The organism is Pseudomonas sp. D(2018), from assembly GCF_005502555.1.
Taxonomy (GTDB): Bacteria; Pseudomonadota; Gammaproteobacteria; order Pseudomonadales; family Pseudomonadaceae; genus Metapseudomonas; species Metapseudomonas resinovorans.
The window spans coordinates 115,410-141,102 of the sequence record NZ_SCOK01000008.1 but is presented as its reverse complement, the minus strand read 5'-3'; the positions used below and the strand labels follow the sequence as shown (position 1 = coordinate 141,102).

The 25,693-nt window shown below is 64.1% G+C and carries 31 protein-coding genes; 7 read left to right on the top strand and 24 right to left on the bottom strand.

Translation table 11 applies throughout. The annotated features are described in order from the left end of the window. Positions 1-120: 120 nt before the first annotated feature. Positions 121-1,158 carry a glycosyltransferase family 1 protein gene (locus FFS60_RS08365; RefSeq protein WP_137821702.1) on the bottom strand — a complete coding sequence of 346 codons (1,038 nt, stop codon included), beginning with the start codon at positions 1,156-1,158 and terminating at the stop codon, positions 121-123. Next, a complete protein-coding gene (locus FFS60_RS08360) occupies positions 1,155-1,988 on the bottom strand; it encodes a UDP-2,3-diacylglucosamine diphosphatase (protein WP_137821701.1) in 834 nt (277 codons plus the stop codon). Before FFS60_RS08360 ends, FFS60_RS08365 begins: the two co-directional genes overlap by 4 nt. Before the next feature lie 134 nt (positions 1,989-2,122). Between FFS60_RS08360 and FFS60_RS08355 the strand changes: the two genes are divergently transcribed. The 3 genes from FFS60_RS08355 to FFS60_RS08345 all read left to right on the top strand — a co-directional run bounded on the left by FFS60_RS08355 (position 2,123) and on the right by FFS60_RS08345 (position 4,175). Beyond that, positions 2,123-2,875, top strand: a complete 753-nt coding sequence (locus FFS60_RS08355) for an AraC family transcriptional regulator (protein ID WP_137821700.1) — start codon at positions 2,123-2,125, stop codon at positions 2,873-2,875. 83 nt (positions 2,876-2,958) lie between these two features. After that, complete coding sequence (locus tag FFS60_RS08350; RefSeq protein ID WP_137821699.1) at positions 2,959-3,294, top strand: tRNA-binding protein; 336 nt, start codon at positions 2,959-2,961, stop codon at positions 3,292-3,294. Next, the gene (locus FFS60_RS08345) at positions 3,291-4,175 is read left to right on the top strand and encodes a DMT family transporter (protein ID WP_137821698.1); all 885 of its coding nucleotides are present in this window, start codon (positions 3,291-3,293) and stop codon (positions 4,173-4,175) included. The genes FFS60_RS08350 and FFS60_RS08345 overlap by 4 nt, the downstream gene beginning before the upstream one ends. Positions 4,176-4,250: 75 nt before the next feature. On the opposite strand, the gene FFS60_RS08340 is transcribed toward FFS60_RS08345, so the two are convergent. Both FFS60_RS08340 and FFS60_RS08335 read right to left on the bottom strand, forming a co-directional pair. Next, on the bottom strand, positions 4,251-4,481 hold the full coding sequence (locus FFS60_RS08340) for a hypothetical protein (RefSeq protein WP_028626592.1): 231 nt from the start codon (positions 4,479-4,481) through the stop codon (positions 4,251-4,253). Between the two features lie 155 nt (positions 4,482-4,636). Next, entirely contained in the window at positions 4,637-4,921 is a 285-nt protein-coding gene (locus tag FFS60_RS08335) for a SelT/SelW/SelH family protein (RefSeq protein WP_028626591.1), read from the bottom strand. 72 nt (positions 4,922-4,993) lie between these two features. Between FFS60_RS08335 and FFS60_RS08330 the strand changes: the two genes are divergently transcribed. Both FFS60_RS08330 and FFS60_RS08325 read left to right on the top strand, forming a co-directional pair. After that, on the top strand, positions 4,994-7,174 hold the full coding sequence (locus FFS60_RS08330) for a patatin-like phospholipase family protein (protein WP_028626590.1): 2,181 nt from the start codon (positions 4,994-4,996) through the stop codon (positions 7,172-7,174). 154 nt (positions 7,175-7,328) lie between these two features. Continuing rightward, a complete protein-coding gene (locus FFS60_RS08325; protein ID WP_137821697.1) occupies positions 7,329-8,327 on the top strand; it encodes a sulfate ABC transporter substrate-binding protein in 999 nt (332 codons plus the stop codon). 44 nt (positions 8,328-8,371) lie between these two features. On the opposite strand, the gene FFS60_RS08320 is transcribed toward FFS60_RS08325, so the two are convergent. The 12 genes from FFS60_RS08320 to ccmA form a co-directional block, all read right to left on the bottom strand. Then, positions 8,372-9,034: a hypothetical protein gene (locus FFS60_RS08320; protein ID WP_137821696.1), complete on the bottom strand. Its 663-nt coding sequence runs from the start codon at positions 9,032-9,034 to the stop codon at positions 8,372-8,374. 362 nt (positions 9,035-9,396) lie between these two features. Next, positions 9,397-9,945 (bottom strand): DUF4124 domain-containing protein, encoded by a 549-nt coding sequence (locus FFS60_RS08315; RefSeq protein WP_137821695.1) that lies wholly within the window; start codon positions 9,943-9,945, stop codon positions 9,397-9,399. Positions 9,946-10,124: 179 nt separating this feature from the next. Then, the gene (locus tag FFS60_RS08310; RefSeq protein WP_051246329.1) at positions 10,125-10,574 is read right to left on the bottom strand and encodes a hypothetical protein; all 450 of its coding nucleotides are present in this window, start codon (positions 10,572-10,574) and stop codon (positions 10,125-10,127) included. Further along, positions 10,571-11,782, bottom strand: coding sequence for a c-type cytochrome biogenesis protein CcmI (ccmI, locus tag FFS60_RS08305; protein ID WP_028626585.1), 1,212 nt, complete (start codon positions 11,780-11,782; stop codon positions 10,571-10,573). Before ccmI ends, FFS60_RS08310 begins: the two co-directional genes overlap by 4 nt. Then, entirely contained in the window at positions 11,779-12,267 is a 489-nt protein-coding gene (locus FFS60_RS08300; protein ID WP_137821694.1) for a cytochrome c-type biogenesis protein, read from the bottom strand. Before FFS60_RS08300 ends, ccmI begins: the two co-directional genes overlap by 4 nt. Further along, a complete protein-coding gene (locus tag FFS60_RS08295; RefSeq protein ID WP_028626583.1) occupies positions 12,264-12,800 on the bottom strand; it encodes a DsbE family thiol:disulfide interchange protein in 537 nt (178 codons plus the stop codon). Before FFS60_RS08295 ends, FFS60_RS08300 begins: the two co-directional genes overlap by 4 nt. Beyond that, entirely contained in the window at positions 12,797-14,770 is a 1,974-nt protein-coding gene (locus FFS60_RS08290; RefSeq protein WP_028626582.1) for a heme lyase CcmF/NrfE family subunit, read from the bottom strand. Before FFS60_RS08290 ends, FFS60_RS08295 begins: the two co-directional genes overlap by 4 nt. 4 nt (positions 14,771-14,774) lie before the next feature. Further along, positions 14,775-15,221: a cytochrome c maturation protein CcmE gene (gene ccmE, locus FFS60_RS08285; protein WP_028626581.1), complete on the bottom strand. Its 447-nt coding sequence runs from the start codon at positions 15,219-15,221 to the stop codon at positions 14,775-14,777. Beyond that, on the bottom strand, positions 15,218-15,394 hold the full coding sequence (gene ccmD, locus FFS60_RS08280; RefSeq protein ID WP_028626580.1) for a heme exporter protein CcmD: 177 nt from the start codon (positions 15,392-15,394) through the stop codon (positions 15,218-15,220). The genes ccmE and ccmD overlap by 4 nt, the downstream gene beginning before the upstream one ends. Further along, on the bottom strand, positions 15,394-16,146 hold the full coding sequence (locus FFS60_RS08275) for a heme ABC transporter permease (RefSeq protein ID WP_028626579.1): 753 nt from the start codon (positions 16,144-16,146) through the stop codon (positions 15,394-15,396). The genes ccmD and FFS60_RS08275 overlap by 1 nt, the downstream gene beginning before the upstream one ends. A 70-nt stretch (positions 16,147-16,216) precedes the next feature. Then, complete coding sequence (gene ccmB, locus FFS60_RS08270) at positions 16,217-16,888, bottom strand: heme exporter protein CcmB (RefSeq protein ID WP_028626578.1); 672 nt, start codon at positions 16,886-16,888, stop codon at positions 16,217-16,219. Further along, positions 16,885-17,520 (bottom strand): cytochrome c biogenesis heme-transporting ATPase CcmA, encoded by a 636-nt coding sequence (gene ccmA / locus FFS60_RS08265; protein ID WP_028626577.1) that lies wholly within the window; start codon positions 17,518-17,520, stop codon positions 16,885-16,887. Before ccmA ends, ccmB begins: the two co-directional genes overlap by 4 nt. 151 nt (positions 17,521-17,671) lie before the next feature. Between ccmA and FFS60_RS08260 the strand changes: the two genes are divergently transcribed. Beyond that, complete coding sequence (locus tag FFS60_RS08260) at positions 17,672-19,210, top strand: flagellar hook-length control protein FliK (protein WP_028626576.1); 1,539 nt, start codon at positions 17,672-17,674, stop codon at positions 19,208-19,210. Between the two features lie 58 nt (positions 19,211-19,268). Then, the gene (locus tag FFS60_RS08255; RefSeq protein ID WP_028626575.1) at positions 19,269-19,598 is read left to right on the top strand and encodes an EscU/YscU/HrcU family type III secretion system export apparatus switch protein; all 330 of its coding nucleotides are present in this window, start codon (positions 19,269-19,271) and stop codon (positions 19,596-19,598) included. On the opposite strand, the gene FFS60_RS08250 is transcribed toward FFS60_RS08255, so the two are convergent. The 8 genes from FFS60_RS08250 to FFS60_RS08215 all read right to left on the bottom strand — a co-directional run bounded on the left by FFS60_RS08250 (position 19,579) and on the right by FFS60_RS08215 (position 25,658). Further along, complete coding sequence (locus FFS60_RS08250; RefSeq protein WP_028626574.1) at positions 19,579-20,016, bottom strand: rhodanese-like domain-containing protein; 438 nt, start codon at positions 20,014-20,016, stop codon at positions 19,579-19,581. The two genes, FFS60_RS08255 and FFS60_RS08250, sit on opposite strands and share 20 nt — an antisense overlap. Positions 20,017-20,160: 144 nt before the next feature. Then, positions 20,161-20,571, bottom strand: coding sequence for a DUF2802 domain-containing protein (locus tag FFS60_RS08245; protein WP_028626573.1), 411 nt, complete (start codon positions 20,569-20,571; stop codon positions 20,161-20,163). A gap of 1 nt (position 20,572) precedes the next feature. Next, the gene (locus tag FFS60_RS08240) at positions 20,573-21,052 is read right to left on the bottom strand and encodes a chemotaxis protein CheW (RefSeq protein ID WP_016493839.1); all 480 of its coding nucleotides are present in this window, start codon (positions 21,050-21,052) and stop codon (positions 20,573-20,575) included. Between the two features lie 94 nt (positions 21,053-21,146). Continuing rightward, positions 21,147-21,974: a CheW domain-containing protein gene (locus tag FFS60_RS08235; RefSeq protein ID WP_137821693.1), complete on the bottom strand. Its 828-nt coding sequence runs from the start codon at positions 21,972-21,974 to the stop codon at positions 21,147-21,149. Between the two features lie 87 nt (positions 21,975-22,061). After that, entirely contained in the window at positions 22,062-22,850 is a 789-nt protein-coding gene (locus FFS60_RS08230; protein ID WP_028626571.1) for a ParA family protein, read from the bottom strand. A 49-nt stretch (positions 22,851-22,899) separates the two neighbouring features. Continuing rightward, complete coding sequence (gene motD, locus FFS60_RS08225) at positions 22,900-23,787, bottom strand: flagellar motor protein MotD (RefSeq protein WP_028626570.1); 888 nt, start codon at positions 23,785-23,787, stop codon at positions 22,900-22,902. A 10-nt stretch (positions 23,788-23,797) separates the two neighbouring features. Further along, positions 23,798-24,538, bottom strand: a complete 741-nt coding sequence (locus FFS60_RS08220; protein WP_137821692.1) for a flagellar motor protein — start codon at positions 24,536-24,538, stop codon at positions 23,798-23,800. 16 nt (positions 24,539-24,554) lie between these two features. Beyond that, complete coding sequence (locus tag FFS60_RS08215) at positions 24,555-25,658, bottom strand: chemotaxis response regulator protein-glutamate methylesterase (RefSeq protein ID WP_137821691.1); 1,104 nt, start codon at positions 25,656-25,658, stop codon at positions 24,555-24,557. Between the last annotated feature and the right edge of the window lie 35 nt (positions 25,659-25,693).

The window sequence follows — 25,693 nt, the reverse complement described above, 5'->3', positions numbered from 1 at the left end:
CCCTCTGGGAGAGGGGCGGGGGTGAGGGGGAGGATTGGCACGGAGGCCTGGAGGTTTCGGGCTAGAGGGCTGTATTCAACGTTGCAACAGCTAACGCAGACATAGCCAGTGAATTCGCCCCTACAGTTCAGGAACAGCGTTCAGGGGTGGTTCGACGCACGGCTGCCCATCCAGCAATGGCTGCCGGGCGAGGAACTCCAGCGCCGAAGACCGCCAAGACAGCCACCCCGCCCGCTCCGCACAGCGTTCCCGATCCAGCTCCAGCGCCGTCAGGCAGGCACGCTGCAGGTCTTCATCCAGGCAACCGGTAACGCCCGGCTCCAGCACATCCAGCGGACCCGCCACGGGAAAGGCTGCCACCGGCGTGCCGCACGCCAGGGCTTCGAGCATCACCAGGCCATAGGTATCCGTCAGCGACGGGAATACCAACACACTGGCCTGGGCATAGAAGCGCGCCAGTTCCTCGCCCTGCCGATAGCCGAAGAAGCGCGCATCGGGATAGCGCGCCACCAGTTCATCTCGCAATGGTCCATCGCCCACCACCCACATTTCCCCCGGCAGTTCGAGGTCGAGGAAGGCTTGCAGGTTCTTCTCCGTGGCCAGACGGCCGACGTAGAGGAATACCGGCTGTTCCGAACTGGGCAGCACCAGCGGACGGAACAACGCCGTGTCCACGCCCTTGCGCCACAGACTGAGCCGGGTCAGGCCGTGGCTGGCAAAGGTCTCGCGCATACGCTCGGTGCTCACCAGCACCGCCCGGCTCGGGCGGTGGAACAGCCGCAGGAAGGCATACCCCCAGGACAGGGGAACCCAAGGCCAGCGGCCATGGACGTACTCGGGAAAACGGGTGTGGATCGCGCTGGAGAAGGCCAGGCCGCGTTTGACCAGCCAACGCCGCGCTGCCCACCCAAGCGGACCTTCGGTGGCCAGGTGGACGCAGTCGGGCTGGAAGGCTTCGATCATCGGCCCAACACGCCAGAGATCCCAGGCCAGGGGAATTTCCGGGTAGCTCGGGCATGGCCGGCAGCGGAAGGACTGAGGCGAGAGCAGCAGCACCTGGTGGCCGAGGGTTTCCAGTTCGGTCACCAGCGCGTGCAGGCTGGTGACCACACCATTCACTTGGGGCAGCCAGGCATCGCTGACAATCAGTATCCTCATGCCGCTGGCTCGACCAGCTCCACGGCGCGGGCTTCCAGCTCCCGTGCCTGGGCGTCAGCCAGGCGATAGAGCTCGATGCTGCCGTCCCAGTGCTCGATGAGCGCCGTGCAGGACTCGACCCAGTCGCCGCAATTGAGGTAGTCCACCCCCCCCACCTTGCGGATTTCCGCGTGGTGGATGTGGCCGCAGACCACGCCATCCAGGCCGCGCTTCACGCACTCGTGGGCGATGGCTTCCTCGAAGTCGCTGATGAAATTCACCGCGGACTTCACCTTGTGCTTGAGGTACGCCGACAGCGACCAGTAGCCATAGCCCCAGCGCTCCCGCCAGTGGTTGAGCCAGCGGTTGAGGGTCAGGGTGAATTCGTAAGCCGAGTCGCCGAGAAAGGCCAGCCACTTGTGGTAACGCGTGATCACGTCGAACTGGTCGCCGTGGATCACCAGCAGGCGACGGCCATCGGCGGTCTCGTGCACGGCCTCGTCCACCAACTGGATATTGCCCAGCATCAGTGCCGAGTAGCGGCGCAGGAACTCGTCATGGTTGCCGGTGACGTAGATCACCTCGGTGCCGCGCTTGCTCATGGTCAGCAGGCGGCGGATCACGTTGGTGTGCGCCTGGGGCCAGTAGATACCGCCCCGCAATTTCCAGCCGTCGATGATATCCCCGACCAGGTAGATACGGTCCGCGTGATACTGCTTGAGGAAGCGCGCCAGATGCTCGGCCTGGCAGTCGCGAGTGCCCAGGTGGACGTCGGAAATCCACAAGGTGCGCACGCGCTGCTTGCGGGGCTTGGTCTTGATGACGGGTTCCAGGCGTTCGACGCTGCTCATGGGCGACCTCCGGCGGGGTTTCGCCGATGGTGGGCCCTTGCGGTGAATCGAGCATGAACATGAGGTTGCAGGCCTGTGACAGCGCGTGCCATGCAACAGGGAGTAGAATGGCCGCCTGCCCCAAGGTGACCGCCATGCATTCGATCCTGTCCCTGCGCCAGTACAACCACGACCTGCTGGTCCATAGCCACAGCCACGCCCAACTGGTGTTTGGCCTGAATGGCAGCCTGGACTTCGAAGTCGATGGCCGGGGCGCGCGGGTGGAACGCCAGACCCTTGCGGTTGTGCCGCCCGAAGCCCGGCATGCCTGCGGCAGCCCGGGGGGCAGTCTGTGCCTGGTGGTGGACGTGCCTGACCACGACTGGCTGCGCCACACGCTGGGCAGGCACTTCGACGCCGGGCAACGCCTGCTGGAACGCCCAGGCGCGCTGCACCTGAACCCGGCGCAGAGCCAACTGGTGAGCTGGATAGCCGCCAGCCCATTGACCGATGAGGTGATCGCCGGACAATCCGTCGGGCTATTGCTGGCAAGCCTGGCCGCGCCCGGCATTCCGGTGGAAGGCAATAGCGCCCTTCCCCTGGCGGCAGTGGACGCCCACATCGACCAACACGCCGCCCGCCCCTTGCAAGTGGCCGACCTGGCGCGCCTGTGCGGCCTCTCGGTGGCACGCTTCCATGCGCGCTTCCTCGTCGAAACCGGGCAGACGCCCATGGACTACGTGCGCACACGGCGCCTGCACCTCGGGCGCCAGCTGCTGCTGGAAAGCCGACTGGCCGTGGGCGAGGTCGCCACACGGGTCGGCTACAGCTCCCAGAGCGCCTTCACCGCCGCCCTCTCCCGCGAGTTCGGCGTCACCCCGCGCGTCCTGCGCAGAAACCGCGAGTAACGCGACAAAGGCCGCGAGCCTGACGACAGACAAGGCCGATCGTCGTCAGTAGGCTATGTACGACCGTTATCAGGGAGAAACTCATGTCCACCATCGAATGGAACGACTTCGAGCGCGTCGAACTGCGCGTCGGCACCATCCTGTCTGTCGCCCCGAATGCCAAGGCGATCAAACCGGCCTACGTGCTGGAAGTGGACCTGGGCGAACTCGGGGTGAAGACCTCCAGCGCCCAGATCACCGCCCACTATCAGGCCCAGGAGTTGGTCGGCCGCCAAGTGCTCTGCGTCTGCAACTTCGCGCCCAAACGCATCGCGGGCATCCGTTCGGAAATCCTCGTCACTGGCGTCCATGACGACGAGAACAAGGTGGTGCTGGCCAGCTTCGACAAGCCCCTGCCCAATGGGGCACGCCTGGCATGAAGGAACGCAATGCACTGCTCGCCATCCACCTGGGGGCCCTGTTGTTCGGGCTTTCGGGCATTTTCGGCAAGCTCGCCAATACCGAACCGATGCTCATCACCTTCGGTCGCGGGTTATTCGCGGTCATCGCGCTTGCGCTCTTCGCGCAGCTCATTACCCGCAGCCGCAGCGCCAATCCGAACGTGCGCCAGTTGGGCATGCTGGCACTGGGCGGAATACTGCTGGGCGCCCACTGGATCACCTTCTTCCACGCGGTTCAGGTGGCGGGCGTAGCCATCGCAACACTGGGTTTCGCCAGCTTCCCGGCCTTCACCCTGTTGCTGGAAGGCTTGCTGTTTCGCGAGCGCATCCGCGCCCAGGAAATACTCATCGTCGGCCTTGTGAGCTTCGGTCTGGTGCTGGTGACGCCCAGCTTCGACTGGGGCAGCGCGGCCACCCAGGGCCTGCTCTCGGCCATTCTCTCGGGCCTGCTGTTTTCCCTGCTGTCGCTGCTCAACCGTGTCAGTGTCAAGGGGCTGGACCCGGTCAAGGCCGCGCTCTGCCAGAACCTGACTATCGTGCTCTGCCTGGCGCCCTTCAGTTGGCCGCTGCTGCACGAGGTCAAGCCCATGGACTGGTTCTGGATTGCCCTGCTCGGGGTGTTCTGCACTGGCCTTGCCCACAGCCTGTTCGTCGCCAGCCTGAAGGTGCTGAAGGCGCGAACCACGGCGGTGATCTTCGCCCTGGAGCCGGTCTACGGCATCGCCTTCGCCTGGTGGCTGTTCGACGAGCAACCCGGCCTGCGCATGCTGGCGGGCGGCGCGCTGATCATCTTCGCCATCGCCCTGTCAGCACGCAAAGGCGTAACGGTGGAGGCCAAGCCGACGCCCGTCACCTCGTAGCAGTCGCCGAGGGCCACGCAGCGAGCCCAGGAAGCGGAAGGGAATCGCGAGTTCAACCCGTCTTACCCTGCACGCTCAGGCGGCTTGGCCCGCTTCCGGCAACCAGCCGCCCGCCTCCTGCTCCACATCCAGCATGGGCTGGCGGTAACCGGTCTGGCGCAGGCGACTGATATCGGCCTGGGTAAAGCACTGGTACTTGCCGCGCAGGGTGTCGGGGAATTCGCTGTACTCCAGCAGGCCCTGCTCACGCATGGCCGAGAGGCTCAGCGGCGGCAGGTCTTCGCTGGCGCGCAGGGCGTTTACCATGCTCCGGGCCACCTCGTTGAACGGTTGGGCGCGGCCGCTGCCAAGGCTGAAGATGCCGGGATGCTCATGACGGACGTCCTCCTAGAAGTTGGAAATGCCGTCAGGCTATGCCCCGATATGCGCCTGCCCGTTGATCTGAGGCGAACGGGGCTGGATCAGGAACGGTCGTTGTGGCCCAGGTCCCGCGCCGGATCGATCTGGTCGCGTACCCGCTGCTTGAGCACCTTGGCCTCGGGAAAACCGCCATCGGCCTTGCGTTCCCAGATCTCCACGTCATTGCAGGTGATGCGGAAAACCCCTCCGGTGCCCGGTTCCAGGCTCACCTTGCCGAGATCGTCGCTGAAAGTACTGAGCAGTTCCTGGGCAAGCCAGGCGGCACGCAGCAGCCACTGGCACTGCGTGCAATAGGTAATGACGATTTCTGGCTTGGTCGATGGCATGGTCAGCTCGGCGAATGGTCTGGGCGCCCTATAATAGCCGGCTTCAGCTCTCCGCCTGACCAGGGATGCGTTATGCGCTGCCTTCTGCTTTGCCTGTTGTTTCTGCCCCTCCTCGGCTTCGCCCAGCCCGAACCGCGCATCGGCCTGGTCCTGTCCGGCGGCGCCGCCCGCGGGCTGGCCCATATCGGCGTGCTCAAGGCACTGGAGGAACAGGGCATCAAGGTCGATGCCATTGCCGGCACCAGCATGGGGGCGGTGATCGGCGGGCTCTATGCTGCGGGTTACACGGTGGACGAGCTGGAACAGATCGCCCTCCACCTGGACTGGCAGCAGGCCCTGTCCGATAGCCCGCCGCGCCAGGAAATCCCTTTCCGCCGCAAGCAGGACGACCGCGACTTCCTGGTCAAGCAACGCCTGAGCTTCCGCGACGATGGCAGCCTCGGCCTGCCGCTGGGGGTGATCCAGGGCCAGAACCTCGCCCTGCTGCTGGAAAGCCTGCTGGTGCACACCAGCGATACCCGCGACTTCGACCAGCTCGCGATCCCCTTTCGGGCCGTGGCCACCGATATCGCCACCGGGGAGAAGGTGGTGTTCCGCCGTGGCCACCTGCCCCAGGCGATCCGCGCGAGCATGTCGATTCCGGCGGTATTCGCCCCGGTGGAGGTCAACGGTCGGCTGCTGGTAGACGGTGGCATGGTGGACAACATCCCCGTCGACGTCGCACGCGAGATGGGCGTCGACCGGGTGATAGTGGTCGACATCGGCACGCCGCTGCGCTCACGCAAGGAACTGGCCACGGTGGTGGACGTGCTCAACCAGTCCGTCACCCTGATGACGCGAACCAACTCCGAAGCCCAACTGGCCACACTCAAGCCCAGCGACGTGCTGGTCCAGCCGTCCCTGGCTGGTTACGGCGCTACTGACTTCGGCCGCGCCCGCGACATGATCGATGCCGGCTACCGCGCCACCCAGATCCTCGCCAGCCGCCTGGCTGAGCTGCGACCGCTGGCCAGCAGCCACGACCTGGCGCTAGACAGCGCGCGACTGCCCAGCGAGCGCACGCCGGTGATTCGCAGCATCCTCATCGAGAACGACTCGAAGATCAGCGATGCGGTAATCCGCCACTACATCCGCCAGCCCCTGGGCCAGCCGCTGGACCTGGATCGCCTGCAGAGCGACATGAGTACCCTCTACGGGCTGGATTACTTCGAGCAGGTGCAATACCGGGTGGTCAAGCGCAAGGACGGCAACGCCCTGGTAATCAACTCGCGCGGCAAGCGCGCCGGCACCGACTACCTGCGCCTGGGCCTGAATCTGTCGGACGACCTGCGCGGCGACAGCGCCTTCAACCTGGGCGCGAGCTACCGCAAGAACGGCATCAACGAGTTGGGCGCCGAATGGCTGACCCGCCTGCAACTGGGTGACCACCAGGAACTCTACAGCGAGTTCTACCAGCCGCTGGATGCCGGCTCGCGTTACTTCATCGCCCCCTACATGTTCGGCGAGGCGCAGAACATCGAAGCCAGCATCGACGACGACCCGGTGGCTGAGTACCGCGTAGAGCGATTCGGATTCGGTCTCAACCTGGGACGGCAGATCGCCAACAACGGCGAAATCCGCTTCGGTATTGGCCAGGCATGGGGCGAGGCGGATGTGAGAATCGGCGATCCCGCCTTGCCGAGCTTCAGCTTCAACGAGGGTTACTACGAGGTGAAGTACTCCTTCGACACCCTGGACAACGTGGACTACCCCCACGAAGGCGAGGACATCGGCCTGAGCCTGCGCCAGTACGATCCGAGCCTCGCCTCCGATGACCGCTACCGACAGTGGCAGTTCGGCCTGGACAAGGCGCTGAGTTCAGGACCGGATACCGTTGTCCTCGGCGGCCGCTACGGCCGTACCCTGGACGCCGCCGATGCAGTGACCTCGGCCTTTGTGATCGGCGGTGCACGCCAGCTTTCGGGCTTCCGCCAGGACTCCGTTGCCGGCCAGAACATCAGCCTGGCGCGGCTGGTCTACTACCGCCGGGTGACCCCGCGAGCCTTCGTGCCCCTGGACTTTCCCGTCTACCTCGGCGCAAGCCTCGAACGGGGCCGCGCCTGGAACAACGACGACAGCTTCGACAGCGGCTACATCAACGCCGGCAGCGTCTTCATCAGCTTCGATACGCCACTGGGACCACTGGACTTCAGCTACGGTCTGAACGATGAGGCGGAGCGCGCGCTCTACCTGAACCTTGGCCGGGTCTTCTGATCGTCCCGCTGTGGTTGGCCGTAGGTTGGCGCCCACCGCAACCTACAACGAAGAGATCGAACAAACAGGAATAAATAAATTAGTTTTTAGTATTAAACGAGTATATGACAGTCCACTATAGTCGGCTGCTCCCACTGCCCAGAAGGAACGCCCTGTGAAACGACTGTTCTCCGCTTCTCTCCTTGCCGCTGGCCTCGCCCTGGCAAGCGCCGCCCAGGCTGCGCCCACCCTGCTCAACGTCTCCTACGACGTGATGCGCGACTTCTACAAGGACTACAACGCTGCCTTCCAGAAGCACTGGAAAGCGGAGAACGGCGAGAACATCACCCTGCAGATGTCCCATGGCGGTTCCAGCAAGCAGGCCCGTGCCGTAATCGACGGACTGCCCGCCGATGTCATCACCATGAACCAAGCGACCGACATCAACGCCCTGGCCGACAACGGCGGCCTGGTACCGCAGGACTGGGCAACCCACCTGCCGAACAACAGCGCACCTTTCACCTCTGCCACGGTGTTCATCGTGCGCAAGGGCAACCCCAAGGGCTTGAAGGACTGGCCTGACCTGCTCAAGGATGGCGTGCAGGTAGTGGTACCGAACCCCAAGACCTCCGGTAATGGTCGCTACACCTATCTCTCCGCCTGGGGCTACGTACTGAAGAACGGTGGTGACGAGAACAAGGCCAAGGCGTTCGTCGGCAAGCTGTTCAAGCAGGCCCCGGTGCTGGATACCGGTGGCCGCGCCGCTACCACTACCTTCATCCAGAACCAGATCGGCGACGTGTTGGTGACCTTCGAGAACGAAGCCGAGATGATCGCCCGCGAATTCGGCCGTGGCGGTTTCGAGGTGGTCTACCCCAGCGTTTCCGCCGAGGCCGAGCCGCCGGTAGCCGTGGTCGACAAGGTGGTGGACAAGAAGGGCACCCGTGCCGCCGCCGAGGCCTACCTCAAGTACCTGTGGAGCGACGAGGGCCAGACCATAGCCGCCAACAACTACCTGCGCCCGCGCAATCCGGAAATCCTCGCCCAGTTCGCCGACCGCTTCCCAAAAGTGGAATTCCTCTCGGTGGAAAAGACCTTCGGTGACTGGCGTGAAGTGCAGAAAACCCACTTCAACGACGGCGGTGTGTTCGATCAGATCTACAGTGGCCAGTAAGGCCCCGGAATGAAAAAGAGCGGCCTTGCCGCTCTTTTCCTGGGTCAGGATACCGCCTGGCCGGCGTCCCTCTTGGCCACCCTCGAAACAATCCGATGACGCCGCTGGCTGGCCCACCCTACCAGCAGGCTCATTGCGAAGTACCCGCCCAAAATCAGCAGCGGATAGGCCACCATCAACTCGACCACGCTGTACTTCCACGCCAGCGGCCGCCCAACACCCAGCATCGCGGCATAGAACCAGGAAACGGCCGACACGGTGCCGGCGAAAATCGCGAGGCTGCGCATGCTCGGTTCCATGCGAAGCAGCGTCCCGGCCTTGGCCAGGGCCGGCATGATCGTCCGGTGCAGGAGTACGCCGTTGAGGGTCAGAAGCGAAACGATCAGAACCTTGGCCTGCAACTTCGGATTCAACAGATAGATCGCGCCCTTGGCGGCAACATCCAGCACCACGATCAGAATACCGGTCACCCACAGCGCTTGCAGGGCAAGCAACACAGTGTGTTTGAGCCCTTCCAGATGATGCCGATCAGCTTCGATGGCGTCGGAGCCGCGGAGCAATTGCCGAATCATGGCGAAATCGCTGGTCAGCACCAGACCAATGGCGACGCAACATGCAATCAGATGCGCGTAGATGATGGCGAGTCGAACCAGTTCCTTGGTCGTGTCCTGCTCCAGAAGCGAATTGATGAGATGAAATAGTTCCACGATTGGTCTCGTTCAGAGCTGTCGGTTGGCCGTTCGAAATAGCCATCTGCTCAAGGCGATCACCACTCCCCCGGACCGATCCCGATAGCGGATACGAAAGGTCCCGTGGCCACCACACACCGCCTTGACGCCAAATGGCTGACGTCATGCAGAATGTCGGGCGGATATTTCAATCGGAGACATTTCCGACTGCCGCAGATCCGAATCCGACGGTTCGCCGACGAATGGGAATTTGAATCAGAATTGAGAAAGGAGCCCGCAGGCTCCTCCCTTCCTCTCTACGCCAAGCCGGATATCTCGTCCCAGCCGGATCTCTTCTCACTATTCATCCAGGCGCTTGAAGACGCCCCGGTCCCTGACGTTCACTTGAAAGTCTCTGACCACTCAGCAAACTGCATGCACTGACCGAAGCTGACTACATCCGGTGTATCGGCCAGGCAGTCCACCGAGTTGCGGGTCTTTTCGCTGGCGACATACTCGCTCACGCATTCCCGCTCGTTACGCTTCAGGCCCTTGTAGAAGTCGTCCATCTTGAACATCGCCTTGTCCAGCTGGTTTTGCGTGATCTTCTGCTTGCGCACCGCATCGCGGCCGAGCTTCTGGGTCTCGTTGATCAGCGAGGGCATGCGCGCGATGGCCGTGGAGCACTGTTGCATGCCCTTCTGATGGAGCTGGCCCGGGTTCAGCGAGCGCGCTTGCGGCTCAGCCTCGGCGACGGGTTCTGGTTGCGCGATCGGCACGGCATCCATGCTGTTGACCTGCAAGTGATCGTTCTCCACCGCGCGACTCTGGGGCGGCGGCGTGTCGGTGAAATGCACCTTCCCATCGGCATCGCGCCACTGATAGACCTGGGCGGCGAGTGGCTGGGCCAATAACAGGGCAAGGGCGGCAAACACAAAACGAGGCAGCATCCACGACCTCCTAGATAGCGGAATGCCAGCACACTACAGAAGCTGATTTACAGGAGCAACAGAAGCGATTCAGGGATGTGGTGGGCGTCTCGGAAGGTCCGTGGTGGTTGAACGGCAGGAAGCCGGAATGCTTGGGCTTTGCTTGGCTCAACCACCAGGTGCGGGAATCCCGGAAGGACTCAACGAAACGTTCGACCCAAGCCGGCCGGCACACCGCTGGCGTCAGTGGGCTGCCAGGGACCTTGTGGGCCGTTGGAGTAGCTCCAGCCGTTATCCCAGCGGTAGTAGACGCGCTCGCGGTAGAACACGTTGCGCTGGCCTTCGAGCACATAGACGCCTAGCCCGGTGTCCCAGTAGCAATTGCCACCTGGAGGCGGAGCGAAGCGTGGGTGCGCCTTCAATCGCGGCGCCTGCTTGGGCGGCTGCGACTGTGGCGGCGGTGGCGGCAAGGGGCGGCTCTGGGGAGGGGACTGAACGGCCGGCGGTTTGCGGGAAGGTTCCCACTCAGGCTCGTCGGGTTCGTGGTACGGACCCTGGCCAGCACAGCCGGCCAGGGTCAGGAGGAGGCAGATCAGGGGCAGACCGAAGCGGGGGTTCGGTACTGCCGGAAGCACTATGTGGGTGGTCATTTCTTGTCCGGGCTGTCGATGGTCAGTCGTTGGGTATCCGACGAACCAGTAGACAGCGGCGAACTGCTTCCTATCCATTCCCCGGCGGTCGCATTGCCACTACGGGAGATCCGGGCGACCAACTGCACCTGCGGGAAGTTGGAGAGCTTGAGCTGCGGCATCATGGCGTCCGCGTCGCTCAGGCTGACTTCCGCCGGCAGGTCGGCCACGGTCATGCGCTTGACCGCCAGCGGCATGGGCGGGCCGGAGGTGGCGCGGGCGAAGATGAACACGCTGTCGCCGGGCTGCACCTTGTCTTTCAGGGACGCCGCCAGGTCAACGCGCACCTTCAACTCGGCACCGGCCGGTGCCGGAGCGACCGCGGGCTCCTCGACGGCCACACCGCTTTCCTTGAGCTTCTCGCGGGCCTTGTCGATGCCGCCCTGCAGGGCGCCGCGGGAGGGGTCGTCGGCCGGCAGCTGGGTGATCAGACGCTCCCAGTAGGTGATCGCCTCCTGGTAGCGGCCTTCCTCGAAACCGGCAATGCCGAGCAGACCAAGGCTGGTGATTTCCTTGGGATCAGCCTTCAACGCCTCTTCAGTCAGGGCCTTGACCTCGGGGGTCAGCTTCTTCTGGCTGGCGAAGTACAGCGCCTGGGCCCATTGACCCAACAGCTCGGGCTCACGACCACCCCGTTTGACTGCCTGTTCATAGGCGCGCGCGGCATCGGCGGCCCGATCCTGGGCCATGTAGGTGCGGCCGAGGAAGTACCAGCCTTCAGCGGACTCCGGCTGTGCCTCGACCACACGCTCCAGGCGCGAAGTCATTTCTTCAATGCTGCGGGGTTGCTCACGCAGTTCGCGGGTCAACTCCACTTTGTCGCTGGCGCCCCAGTGCAGGTAGAGGCCAAAACCCAGCACCGGCACCAGCACGGCAAACAGCAGCGGCAGGGCCTTGCCCAAACGAGAGGAGCGGCCGTTGTCCGCTCCTTCGGTATCGGCCAGCAGCTCGCGAGCGGCCTCGGCGCGTCCGGCCTCGAACTGCTCGGCAGTCAGCGTGCCGGCGGCGCGCTGGGCGTCCATTTCATCCAGGCGTTCCTGGTAGAGGGCAACGTTCAGGGAAGTACGGTCTTCCTCGGTCTGGGCCTTGCGGCCGCGCAGCACGGGAATCAGCAGGAAAGCCAGGGCGACCAGCAGGAGCAGGCCGGCGGCGAGCCAGAAATCGATCATGGGTCTTTCTTGTCCTGGTTCTCGGAGTTCAGCAGGGCGTCGAGGCGAACCTGCTCATCGGCGGAAAGCATGACCTTGGCAGGGGTGCTTTCGACCCGACGGCGGCGCACGACGATGATGCCCAGCACGACCAGGCCGCCCACCAGCAGGCCGGCAGGGCCATACCAGAGCAGCAGGGTGCGGGCGTTGACCGGTGGCTTGTAGCGCACGAAGTCGCCATAGCGGGCGACGAGGTAGTCGACGATCTGGTCGTTGCTCTTGCCCTCTTCCAGCATGCGGAAGATCTCGCGACGCAGGTCGGTCGCAATGGGCGCGTTCGAGTCAGCGATGTTCTGGTTCTGGCACTTGGGGCAACGCAGCTCTTCGGTGAGGGTGCGGAAGCGCTCGCGCTCGGCCTCATCCTTGAACTCGTAGGTGTCGATAGCGGCACGGGCCAGGCCAGTCAGGGCCAGGCCCAGCAGGACTGCAGCGATCAGGCGCTTCATTTGCCCTCCTCGTCCACCAGGGCCTGGTAAAGCGGCGCCAGTTGTTCACGCCAGACGACTTCATCGATCACGCCGACGAACTTGTGGCGAATGATGCCGTCCTTGTCGATCAGGAAGGTTTCCGGTGCACCGTAGACGCCCAGGTCCAGGCCAAGGCTGCCCTGCTCGTCGCGAATGTCCAACTGGTAGGGGTTGTGGAACTCCTTCAGCCATTTCAACGCGGCAGCATTGTCATCCTTGTAGTTGACGCCGTAGATGGTTACGCCCATCTGCGCCAGCTTGTTCAGGACCGGGTGTTCGACGCGGCAGGATACGCACCAGGTGCCCCAGACGTTGACCAGCGCCGGCTTGCCCTTGAGGTCGGCCTCGGTGAGCGTACGCTCGCCGGTGACACTGGGCAGGGAGAAGGCCGGGAACGGCTTGTCTATCAAGGCCGAAGGCAGCTCGGCTGGATCGAGGAACAGGCCACGGTAGAGGAACAGTGCGATGCCGAGAAAGGCCAGCAGCGGCAGGACCAGGATCAGACGCTTCATGCTTGGGCTCCAGCCATGCCCAGCGCCTCGCGGACGCGGGTCTTCACTTTCACCCGGTAGCGTCGGTCCGTCGCCGCCAGCACGCCACCAAGGCCCATCAGCAGGCCGCCCAGCCAGATCCAGCGGACGAAGGGCTTCACATGCACACGCACTGCCCAGGCGCCGTTTTCCAGGGGCTCGCCAAGCGCGACGTAGAGGTCGCGGGTGAAACCGGCATCGATGCCGGCCTCGGTCATCACGGACTGTTGCACGGTGTAGAGGCGTTTCTCCGGATGCAGCACGGAAATCTGCTTGTCGCCGTCGAAGACGACGACGGTGCCTTTATCGGAGGTGAAGTTCGGGCCTTCATGGTGTGCCGCACCCTCGAACAGGAAGCGGTAACCGCCGAGCTCCACGGACTCACCCGGTGCCAGGCGCAGATCGCGCTCTGCACTGTACTGGCTGGAGAGCACGACGCCCAATGCACAGACGGCGATGCCTGCGTGGGCCAATTGCATGCCCCAGTAGCTGCGCGTCAGGCCACTGGCGCCTTTGAGCAGGCCTTTGTGGCGCGTCTTGTCCACCAGATCACGGACGCCGGCCAGAACCACCCAGGCGGCCAGGAAGCCAACGGCCAGCACGGCCCAGTGGAAGTCGCCATAGAGGAACGCCGCCAGCACGCCGAGCACCAGGCTGCCGATCAGTACCGGGCCGAGCATGCCGAGCAGCCATTTGACCGGGGTGTCTTTCCAGCGCACCAGGACGCCTGCGGCCAGGGCCAGCATGAGGATCCCCATCAACGGCACGAACAGGGCGTTGAAGTACGGCGGGCCGACCGACAGCTTGGCGCCGGTCAGGGCGTCCAGTACCAATGGGTAGAGCGTGCCGAGCAGGATCATCGAGGCCACGACCACCAGCACCAGATTGTTCACCAGCAGCAGGGTCTCGCGGGACCAGAGGGCAAAGCCCACCTGGCTCTTGACGACTGGCGCGCGAACGGCGAACAGCGCCAGGGAACCGCCTACCACCAGCAGCAGGAAGGCGAGGATGAAGACCCCGCGCTCCGGATCGGTAGCGAAAGCGTGGACCGAAGTCAGCACACCGGAACGAACCAGGAAGGTGCCCAGCAGGCTAAGGGAGAAAGCCGCGATGGCCAGCAACACGGTCCAGCTCTTGAACACGCCGCGCTTCTCGGTCACGGCCAGGGAATGGATCAACGCCGTGCCGACCAGCCAGGGCATGAAGGAGGCGTTTTCCACCGGGTCCCAGAACCACCAGCCGCCCCAGCCGAGTTCGTAGTAGGCCCACCAGGAGCCGAGCACGATACCGACGCTGAGGAAAGCCCAGGCGATGATGGTCCACGGCCGCGACCAGCGCGCCCAAGCGGCATCGAGGCGGCCGCCGAGCAGCGCGGCGATGGCGAAGGCGAAGGCCACGGAGAAGCCGACGTAGCCCATGTAGAGCATCGGCGGGTGGACGATCAGGCCGAAGTCCTGCAGCAGCGGGTTGAGATCGTTACCGTCGGCCGGCATGTTCGGCAACAGGCGATTGAAGGGGTTGGAGGTGACGATCAGGAACAGCAGGAAACCGATGCTGATCATGCCCATCACGGCCAGCACTCGAGCCAGCATCACTTCCGGCAACTGCCGGGAGAAGATTGCCACGGCGAAAGTCCAGCCGCCGAGGATCATTGCCCAGAGCAGCAACGAGCCTTCATGAGCCCCCCAGACGGCGCTGAACTTGAAGTACCAGGGCAGCGCGCTATTGGAGTTGCTGGCGACATAAGCCACCGAGAAATCATCCACCATGAAGGCGTAGGTCAGGCAACCGAAGGCGAAGGCCAGGAAGGCGAACTGCCCCCAGGCGGCTGGCTGGGCCAGGCTCATCCACTGGCGGTCGCCGCGCCAGGCGCCGATCAGCGGCAGGGTCGACTGCACGACGGCCAGGCACAGGGCAAGGATCAGGGCCAGATGGCCAAGTTCGGGAATCATCAGGTCACCCCTCCTTCTTCGGGAGTTGGCCACTTTCCTTGAGGGCTTTGGTCACTTCCGGCGGCATGTAGTTCTCGTCGTGCTTGGCCAGTACCTCGTCAGCCACCAGCACGCCGTCGGCGTTGAGCTTACCGAGGGCAACGATGCCCTGCCCTTCGCGGAACAGGTCGGGAAGGATGCCGTGGTAGCGGATGGTCACGCTCTTGGCGAAGTCGGTGACCACGAACTGCACGTCCAGAGAGTCGCCGCTACGTTGCACAGAGCCCTTCTCGACCATTCCGCCAGCACGAATACGGGTGTCCTGCGGGGCCTCGCCGTTGGCGATCTGGGTCGGGGTGTAAAACAGATTGATGTTCTGTTGCAGCGCGGACAGCGCCAGCGCCACGGCGACACCCACACCCGCCACGATGGCCAGGATGATGAACAGGCGCTTCTTGCGTACCGGATTCACTTCGACTCCTCCCGGCGCAAACGACGCGCCTCGTCTTGCAGGTAACGGCGCCGCGCGATCAATGGCATGGCGACGTTGATGGCCAGTACCGCGAGGCTGATGCCATAGGCGGTCCAGACATACAGGCCATGGTTACCCATGGCGAGAAATTCGGTGAAGGAAGAAAAACTCATCAGACCTTACCCACTTGTGCCTGAATCTCGGCCTTGGCCCAACTGGCGCGGGACTCGCGCTTGAGCACTTCCAGGCGCATCCGCAGCAGCATCACGGCACCGAAGAAGCAGTAGAAGCCGAGCACCATGATCAGCAGCGGCAACCACATTTCCGGCGGCATGGCCGGCTTCTCGGTGATCTTGAAGGTGGCCGGCTGGTGCAGGGTGTTCCACCACTCCACCGAATACTTGATGATCGGGATGTTGATTACGCCGACGATGGCCAGCACTGCGCAGGCCTTCGCGGCGCTGTCACGATTGCTGATCGCCTGGCCGAGGGCAATGACACCGAAGTACAGGAAAAGAAGGATGAGCATCGACGTAAGGCGGGCATCCCAGACCCACCAGGCACCCCAGGTAGGCTTGCCCCAGATGGCACCGGTGACCAGCGCGACGAAGGTCATCCAGGCGCCGATGGGCGCGGCGGCCTGCAGGGCGACGTCGGCCAGTTTCATCTTCCACACCAGGCCAACCACGCCGCACACCGCCAGCATGATGTAGCAGGACTGGGCGAGGAAGGCTGCCGGCACGTGGATATAGATGATGCGGAAGCTGTTGCCCTGCTGGTAGTCCGGCGGTGCGAAGGCCAGGCCCCAGACCAGGCCGAGGGTGATCAGGATCACCGCGCCCCAGGCGAACCAGGGCAGCCAGCGGCCGCTGATCTCGTAGAACCATTTCGGCGAGCCAAGCTTGTGGAACCACGTCCAGTTCATCGGGGCCACCTGCTTGGCGCTGAGGCCTGTTCGGACATCGGCAGTTTTCTCATCAGGGCAACTCTGTTTCTTATTCGCCGACACTGATGGTCAGGCCGGCGGCAATGGCAAAGGGTGTCAGGGTCACCGCCAGGGCGGTGAGACTCGCCAGCCACAACAGGTGGCCGACTGTCGGCAGTCCTTGCAGGGCCGCCTGCAACGCTCCGCTGCCAAGAATCAGCACCGGGATGTACAGCGGCAGGATCAGCAACGCCAGCAGCAGGCCGCCACGCTTGAGGCCTACAGTCAGCGCGGCGCCCACGGCACCCAGCAGGCTCAACACCGGCGTACCGAGCAGCAGCGAGAGCAGCAGCACAGGCAGGCAGCGTGCCGGCAGACCGAGCATCAGCGCCAGCAACGGTGCCAGCAATACCAGGGCCAATCCGGAAAACAGCCAGTGTGCCAGCACCTTGGCCAACACCAGAAGCGGCAGGGGGTGCGGCGAAACGACCCACTGTTCCAGCGAGCCATCTTCGAAATCACTGCGGAAAAGCCCGTCCAGCGAGAGCAGCACGGCCAACAGGGCCGCTACCCAGACAAGGCCGGGGGAAAGGCTTTGCAACAATTGGGTCTCGGGGCCGACGGCCAGGGGGAACAATGCGACCACTATGGCGAAGAACACCAGAGGGTTAGCCAATTCCGCCGGACGGCGTACCAGCAGGCGGGCTTCCCGAGCAACCAGCAAGGTGAAGACGTTGCTCATGCGCGGCGCTGCCCCAGGTCAAGTTCGCGATAGCCGGAAGGCACATGGCCCATGCTGTGGTGAGTGGTGAACACCACCAGTCCGCCCTGCTCGCAATGCCGCGCCAGATGCAGCTCCAACTGGGCGACCCCCTGTTTGTCGAGGGCGGTGAAGGGTTCGTCGAGAATCCACAGCGGTGGCGCGTCCAGGTACAGGCGTGCCAGGGCCACACGGCGCTGCTGTCCGGCAGACAAGGTATGGCAGGGTACGTCTTCGAAGCCGCGCAAGCCCACCGCTTCCAGCGCTTGCCAGATGGCCTCGTGGCCAGCGGGCTGGTGCAGGGCACAGAGCCAGCGCAGGTTCTCCTCGGGGGTCAGCAGGCCCTTGATACCGGCAGCATGACCGATCCACAGGAGGTTTCGCGCCAGTTCGCTGCGCTGGCGGGCCAGCGGCTTGCCGTTCAGGCGGACTTCCCCGGCGGTGGGCTGCATCAGGCCGCAGAGCAGGCGCAAGAGGCTGGTCTTGCCACTGCCGTTAGGGCCACTGACCTGGAGCATCTCGCCCGGGACCAATTGCAGATCCAGCCGCTCGAACAGCAGACGCCAGTCCCGCTCGCAGGCGAGGGCCACGGTCTCGAGATAGGGACTGGTCACGGCATGGATACCCGGGGTGTATTCAAGTCAGGGAGGTGCCGGCCGCTATAATGGAGAACTCCAAGGCTCGCGGCCGACCCGGACGGGGCGGCATTATACATGCCACACCCCACCCCCGAAGCGAGCTTTTTCGACAGGTTGTAACCCTTTCATGACCGAAATCAGCGGCGTGCGCCCTCTCCCCCCCAGCCAGCCCGTTTCCCGCCCCGTGCAGAACGCGGCGGACATGGCGCTCAAGCTCCTGCAGCCCCTGGACGGACTGCTGGCCGCTGGCGAAAGCGCCGACGCCGAAGTCATCGCCCTGAAGGAAACCGCGCAGAGCTTCCAGTTGCTGCTCAAACTGACCCTGGCCAATGGCACCCAGACCACCCTGGAAGCCAGCAGCACGCGCCCTTTGGCCCAGGGAAGCCTGCTCAACATCACAGCCCTGTCGGATACCCGCCTGGCCATGGCCCTGAAAGGTGGCGAGCGCGCCCTCGGCAGCCTCGACCTCGATCTGCTGCCCGTGGGCACCCTGGTCCAGGGCAAGGTGGTGTCCAGCGAACTGACCGCCCAAGGCAAGGCTCAGGCAGCGGTCTACAAGGTGCTGGTCAATGTCCTCAACACCCCGCTGGCTGGAAATCAGCTGAGTATCGAGAGCCCTCGGCCATTGGCGATCGGCAGCCTGCTCAGCGCCCAGGTCCAGGGCAGCCAGATGCTGCAGTTTCTACCCCTGGCAGCGCAGCTGGATCAGCTCGAACTCACTCAGCAACTGGCCGGGCAGCAGAGCCGCCAGGGCTCGCTCGACGTGCTGATCGGGGCCTTGCAGACCACCGGCCGGGAGAACCTGCCGGAAAACCTGCGGGCCGCCATGGATAAATTGCTCGGTGCCCTGCCCGACATCCGTCAGCTCGGTGACCCCAAGGTCCTGGCCGCAGCCCTGGAGAACAGCGGCGCCCTGCTGGAATCACGCTTGCTGGGCGGCCAGACCGGCGCCCTGCCGCAGGACTTCAAGGCCAACCTGCTGCGCCTGGTCGCGCAACTGCTGCCAGCCCTGCCAACGCCCGGCGCCCTGCCGACCACCGGCACCAGCAACGCCATGGCCCAGGCCTTGCCGGCCTTCATTCGTAGCGCCCTGGGCGCCCTCGGCCAGGCCAACGCCCGCCAGCAGGCGCTGAGCTTTCCCCTGCCTTCGCGCCTGGCGCAGACAGCCGAGGAAGAAGGCGACCTGGAAACCCTGCTCAAACTGGCTGCGGCTGCCGTGTCCCGACTGCAGACTCACCAGCTTTCCAGCCTCGCCCAGACCCAGGTGACCCCCGAAGGCAACCTGCTGACCACCTGGCAACTGGAAGTGCCGATGCGCAATCAACAGGAAATCGTTCCGCTACAGATCAAGCTGCAACAGGAGCAAGACGGCCGGCAGGAGAAGAACGAACGCAAGGAAAGCCTCTGGCGCATCGAACTGGCCTTCGACCTGGAGCCGCTCGGGCCGCTGCAGGTCCAGGCCCAACTGGCGCAGGGCAGTCTGTCCAGCCAGCTCTGGGCGGAACGCGCCGACACCGCCGGATTGATCGACCGCGAACTGCCGAACCTTCGCGAGCGCCTGCAGGCCGCCGGCCTCACCGTCGGCGATCTGGCCTGCACCCAGGGCAAACCACCCCGGGGACAAAGAACCAACCTGGAACAGCGCTGGGTGGACGAAACCGCATGATTCCAACGCCCGTGAATGCGTTCAGCTTCGTCGGCTTCACCTTTGCAAGGAAGTCGGAATGAGCAAGAAACCGCGCCAGGCCATCGCCCTCTCCTACGACGGCGTCAGTGCCCCCAACCTGACTGCCAAGGGCGACGACGAACTGGCTGAGGCCATCCTCGCTATCGCCCGCGAGTACGAAGTCCCCATCTACGAGAACGCCGAACTGGTGCGCCTGCTGGCGCGGCTGGAATTGGGAGACGCGATTCCCGAAGCGCTCTACCGCACCATCGCGGAGATCATCGCCTTCGCCTGGTACCTCAGGGGCAAGTGTCCGGCCGGCTTCGACCCCGACGCCGAGCGCGACGTCTCCCCGCCCCTTCCCCTGCTCAGCGGACCGGCCGATTGAACACCAGGCGCTCGCCCTCCAGGCCCTTGCCCTGGGGGAAGTCCTGCAGTTGCCAGGCGAAGTAACCCTCGCGGAAATAGAAGACCTGCCGGTAACCCCAGCTCACCGCCATCCTCACGGCTTCTGCACCGTGGGGGCAGACCTCGCTGTCGCAGTAGATCACCAGGGGCATCTGGCGCGGCCATTGCGGCTGGGCCAGGTCGTTGAAACGGTCGAGCAGGTCGAGATGCAGGGCACCGTGGATATGACCCCAGGTCCATTCGCGGGTCGGTCGCACATCGATGAAAATCGCCCCGCGCTCATACAGGTAGCGAGCCTGCAGCACGTTGACCGTCATGGCGCCCTCTACTTCCATGGGGGCTTCCTGGGCGTGCAGATAGGGCACCAGGCACAAGAGAAGAATTGGAAGTAGACGCATCGCCGGACCTCCCCGGAGAGAAGCCCCGGAATTTCAGCTTAGGTCAGGCGTATGGGTGGGATTCGGAACGATTGGAATGGAACAGGAATGGCTTAAGAACAGCGGGCACTAAGACGCGCAGAGTTCAAAGTTCGGGGACGAAGGTCAGCCGCGATCCTTCTGGGCCTGGTGCAGCTTGCTCACCAACTCGGCTTCGGCCTTGGTCAGGCCACAGGAATGGGTAAGGTCGTCGACGCTGGCGCCAAGTCCCACCAAGCGCGCAGCCTGCGAGAAGGAAAGGCTGCTGGGGTCACGCTGTTCGATCCGGCTGAGCTTGTCCGGCAAGGGCGCCACCACGCGGCGTAGCTCGTGGAGCTCCTCGCCCATGCGCACGCTGCCTTCCAGATAGGCGTCAAGGCGACGCCCCAGATCCTTGAACTTCTGGTCGCGCACTGCGTCGCGCTGGGCCTGAGCCTCCACTTCCTGGCGCAGGCGCTTGGCCAGCCAGTAGCAGGTCACGCCCAAGCCGATGCAGGCCAGCGCAAGGGCCACCGCGAGCAGTGCAATCCAGATCAACTCAGATGCTCTCCAGCTCCGACCACTCTTCCTCGCTCATCATCTTGTCCAGTTCGACGAGGATCAGCAGCTCGCCGTTCTTGTTGCAGACACCCTGGATGAACTTGGCGGATTCGTCATTGCCGACGTTGGGCGCGGTCTCGATCTCCGACTGGCGGAGATAAACCACCTCGGCCACGCTGTCGACCAGGATGCCGACCACCTGCTTGTCAGCCTCGATGATGACGATGCGGGTGTTGTCGGTCACCGGCGCCGGGCCGAGACCGAAGCGTTGACGGGTGTCGATCACGGTCACCACGTTGCCGCGCAGGTTGATGATGCCCAGCACGTAGCTCGGCGCCCCCGGCACCGGTGCGATCTCGGTGTAACGCAGGACTTCCTGCACCTGCATCACGTTGATGCCGTAGGTTTCGTTGTCCAGGCGGAAAGTCACCCATTGCAGGATGGGATCTTCGGCACCTTGAGCGGACGATTTCTTCATGTTCCCTAGCCTCTCTTGAGCCACCCTGGGCGGCGGTCGCGGGTTTTTCCCGCTGTTGTGTTCATGGGGCCCTGTACGGCACAGGGCCTCCCCCTCAATTCAGCGACATGCGTTTGGTTGCGCCGCTGGCGATCAGCTCGGCCAGTGCCGAGACGTCCAGCAACGCACACATATGTTCGATCACGGTACCGGCCAACCAGGGTCTCTGGCTACGCTGGCTGCGCCATTTGATTTCATTCGGGTCCAGGCGGATGGAGCGGCTGACCTGGTGCACCGCCAACCCCCACTCGTAGCCCTGTACCGAAATCACGTACTGCAGGCCTTCGCGGAAATCCTCGCGGTAGCGTTCAGGCATCACCCAGCGCGCGGTATCCAGCACCTTCAGGTTGCCCGCCTGGCACGGCAGTATGCCGAGGAACCAGTCCGGCTGCCCGAACAAAGGCGTCAGCTCCTGCCCGGCCAGCGGGTAAATGGAGCCCAGGGACACCAGTGGAACGGCCAGCGTCAGGCCGGCGACATCGAACAGCAGGCACTCGAAGGGCTCTTCGCCCCACGCGGGGCGCCCACCGGCGACCAGTGCCGGAACATCGGACTGGAGGGCGCCCGGCATACCGAGTTCCACCAGCGGTTCGACGCGCGCCTGCACGGGCTCTGGCTCGGCCTCGGCCACAGTCAGCATGAGGACTTCCGGTTCCAGGACCAGCAGCGGCTCCACTTCCGGCTCCGGTGCAACCAGTGCCGGTGCGGCCTCCAGCACGCGGGTCAGTCGCGCATCGCGGACCTGCTCTTCCAGCACCGCGGCTTCGAACTCTTCCCGGCTGGTGCTTTCGGCCAGCTCGACCGACGCCTCATGCAGCAATGCATCCAGGTAGGACTGCAGGGCCAGTTGCGGGCGGGTAGCGGTGGCGAGGGGACGACTCATGTTGGGAACCCACGGGATTGATCTGTAGAGCCTATCGGCAGGCGGCGCCCTTCACTTGAGTTCCGGCGGTCGACGATGCGATTCATCTCAGGCCACCTGGGTAGCCGGCAGTTGGCTGAGCAAGTGCTTGAGCAAGGCTCGGTAGGCGATCACGCCACGACTGTTGGCATCGTACTGGGACGGCGTGACACCGGCGCGACTGGCATCCCGCAATCGCGTATCCACCGGGATGTAGGCCTGCCAGAGGTTCTCCGGGTAGTTGTTGCGCAGCACCTTGAGGGTATTGAGCGACGCCTGGGTCCGACGGTCGAACAGGGTCGGCACGATGGTGTACGGCAACGCCTGCTTGCGCGAGCGGTTGATCATGGCCAGGGTACTGACCATGCGCTCCAGCCCCTTCACCGCCAGGAACTCGGTCTGCACCGGAATGACCAGTTGCTGGCTCGCGGCCAGGGCGTTGACCATGAGCACGCCGAGCAGCGGCGGACTGTCGATGATGGCGTGATCGAACTGCTGCCAGAGCTGCGCCAGGCTCTTGGCGATCACCAGCCCGAGGCCGTTCTGCCCCGGCGACTGACGCTCCAGGGTCGCCAGCGCGGTGCTGGACGGCAGCAGGGAAATACGTTCGTGGCTGGTCTGCAGCAACAGTTCGCGCGGTAGGCCATCGGGCACGGTGCCTTGCTGCAGGAACAAGTCGAAGCAGCTGTGTTCCAGCGTATCCGGGTCATGCCCGAAATAGCTGGTCATCGACCCGTGCGGGTCGAGGTCCACTACCACGACTCGCTTGCCGGCATCGGCCAGCAGGCCCGCCAGGGCGATGGATGTGGTGGTCTTGCCGACTCCACCTTTTTGGTTGGCTACTGCCCAGACTCTCATCTTCATCATCCTCCCGGCTGTGCTACTGCGCCGAGAATCAGCACCTGCCCTACGGGGCCGGTGACGGGGAATTGACGGCACCCGTTGCAGGGGCCTGTGCTGGCGCTGCTGGTGCAGGTTGCGTGCCAGCCCGCAGCAAGGCGCTATCCGGTTTGGCATTGGCGCTGCCGACGCCACTTACACTGCGACGTACATCGAGGTTGCGGGAAATCACCAACACGACGCGCCGATTGCGCGCCCGACCTTCTGCGGTGGCATTGTCGGCAACCGGCTGGAACTCACCATAGCCCACCGCAGCCAGGCGGTTGGCTGCCAGACCATCCATCGCCAGCATGCGCACGATGCTCGCGGCACGCGCCGCGGACAGCTCCCAGTTGGACGGGAACTGCGAGGTGGCGATGGGCATATTGTCAGTAAAACCTTCGACATGAACCGGGTTGTCGTAGGGTGCCAGAATCCTGGCGACCCTCTCGATGAGGTTGAAGGCCGCATCATTGGGAATGGCGTCGCCGCTGGGGAACAACAGGCTGGAGTTCATCTCGATCTCCACCCAGAGCTCATTACCGCGTACGTTCAGCTGCTCGGACTTGATCAGGTCGCCGAAGGCATCGCGCACGCTCTGGGCAATTTCCTGCAGCGGGTCGGCGCCCGGATCGTCAATGGAGGTCTGACTGCGTTCGCTTTCCTCCACCATGCTCCGGTCCAGCTCAGTGGTTCGGGGCTTTTCCTCACCCACCGGGATCGGCTTGATCGAACGATCCGGCTGGTTGAACACGCCCACCAGGGTTTCCGAGAGAATCTTGTACTTGCCTTCGTTGATCGACGAAATGGAGTACATCACCACGAAGAAGGCGAACAACAGCGTGATGAAGTCCGCGTAGGACACCAGCCAGCGTTCGTGATTCTCGTGTTCTTCCTGATGCCGCCTGCGCGCCATGGCCCGCTCCTCAATCCATGAAGCCCTGAAGCTTGAGTTCGATGGAGCGCGGGTTCTCGCCCTCGGCGATGGAGAGAATGCCCTCCAGCAGCATTTCGCGGTAACGCGACTGGCGCATCGCGACGGATTTCAGCTTGTTGCCGATGGGCAGCAACAACAGGTTGGCGAAGCCGACGCCATAGATGGTGGCGACGAAGGCCACGGCGATGCCGCCGCCCAACTGGCTGGGATCGGCCAGGTTACCCATGACATGGATCAGGCCCATGACGGCACCGATGATGCCGATGGTGGGCGCGTAACCGCCCATGCTCTCGAACACCTTGGCGGCCTGCAGGTCACGGCCTTCCTGGGTGAAAAGGTCGACTTCGAGGATGCTGCGGATGGATTCCGGCTCGGCGCCATCCACCAACAGCTGCAAGCCTTTGCGGGCGAAAGGATCGGATTCGCTGTCAGCGACCGGCTCCAGGCCCAGCAGGCCTTCCTTGCGCGCGGTCATGCTCCAGTTCACTACGCGGGTGATGCCACCGGCGAGGTCGAGCTGGGGCGGGAAGAGTATCCAGCGAATGATGACCAGGGAGCGCTTGAAGATGTTCATGGGCGTCTGCAGGAACGCTGCGCCCAGGGTGCCACCCAGAACGATGAGCGCCGCCGGCCCGTTGAGCAGGGCCGCGGCGTGGCCGCCTTCGAGGTAATTGCCGCCGATGATGGCGACGAAGGCCAGGATTACCCCGATGAGGCTTAGTACATCCATTACCTGGGTTTCTCCATCAAATGCACGCCTCGACCAGGTGGCGGCCGATGTCGTCCAGGCCATAGACGGCGTCGGCCAGGTTGGCCTTCACCACCGCCATGGGCATGCCGTAGATCACGCAGCTGGCTTCGTCCTGGGCCCAGACCTGGCTGCCGCCCTGCTTGAGCAGGCGCGCACCTTCACGGCCATCCGCGCCCATGCCGGTCAGCACCACCGCCAGGACCTTGTCACTGTAGGACTTGGCCGCGGAGCCAAAGGTGATGTCCACGCAGGGCTTGTAGTTCAGGCGCTCGTCACCGGGCAGGATACGAACCACGCCACGTGCATCGACCATCATTTGCTTGCCGCCCGGGGCCAGCAGGGCCAGGCCGGGGCGCAGTACGTCGCCGTCCTCGGCTTCCTTGACGGAGATCCGGCAGAGCTTGTCCAGACGCTCGGCGAAAGCCTTGGTGAAGGCCGCCGGCATGTGCTGGATCAGCACCAGGGGCGCCGGGAAATTGGCCGGCAATTGGGTGAGCACGCGTTGCAGGGCAACCGGCCCGCCGGTGGAGGTGCCGATGGCTACCAGCCGGTAGGCCTTACGCTTTGGGGCAGCGGAGCTGGCCGGAGCCGCCGGGGCGGCGTGGCTCGGTTGCGCTGGCGCATGCAGCGGACGCGCCGGGGTGCTCGGGGCCACTGCCGGAGTCGAATGCGACGAAGCACTGAAGCTGCTGTAGCGACGGTTGCTGCGGGCAATGCTGTGGACCTTCTCGCAGAGCAGCTGCTTGACCTTCTCGGGCGTGCGCGAGATGTCCTCGAAGTTCTTCGGCAGGAAGTCCACTGCGCCAGCGTCCAGAGCGTCGAGGGTGACGCGGGCGCCTTCGTGGGTCAGCGAGGAGAACATCAGGACCGGGGTCGGGCAGCGCTGCATGATGTGCCGCACCGCGGTGATGCCGTCCATCATCGGCATCTCGTAGTCCATGGTGATGACGTCGGGCTTGAGCGCCTGCGCCTGGTCGATGGCCTCACGGCCATTCGTGGCGGTACCGACCACCTGGATATTGGGGTCGGAAGAAAGGATTTCCGTGACACGGCGGCGGAAGAACCCGGAGTCATCCACCACCAGAACCTTGACTGCCATAAGAATAAAGCTCCTAGAAGGCGGCCATTCCTGGC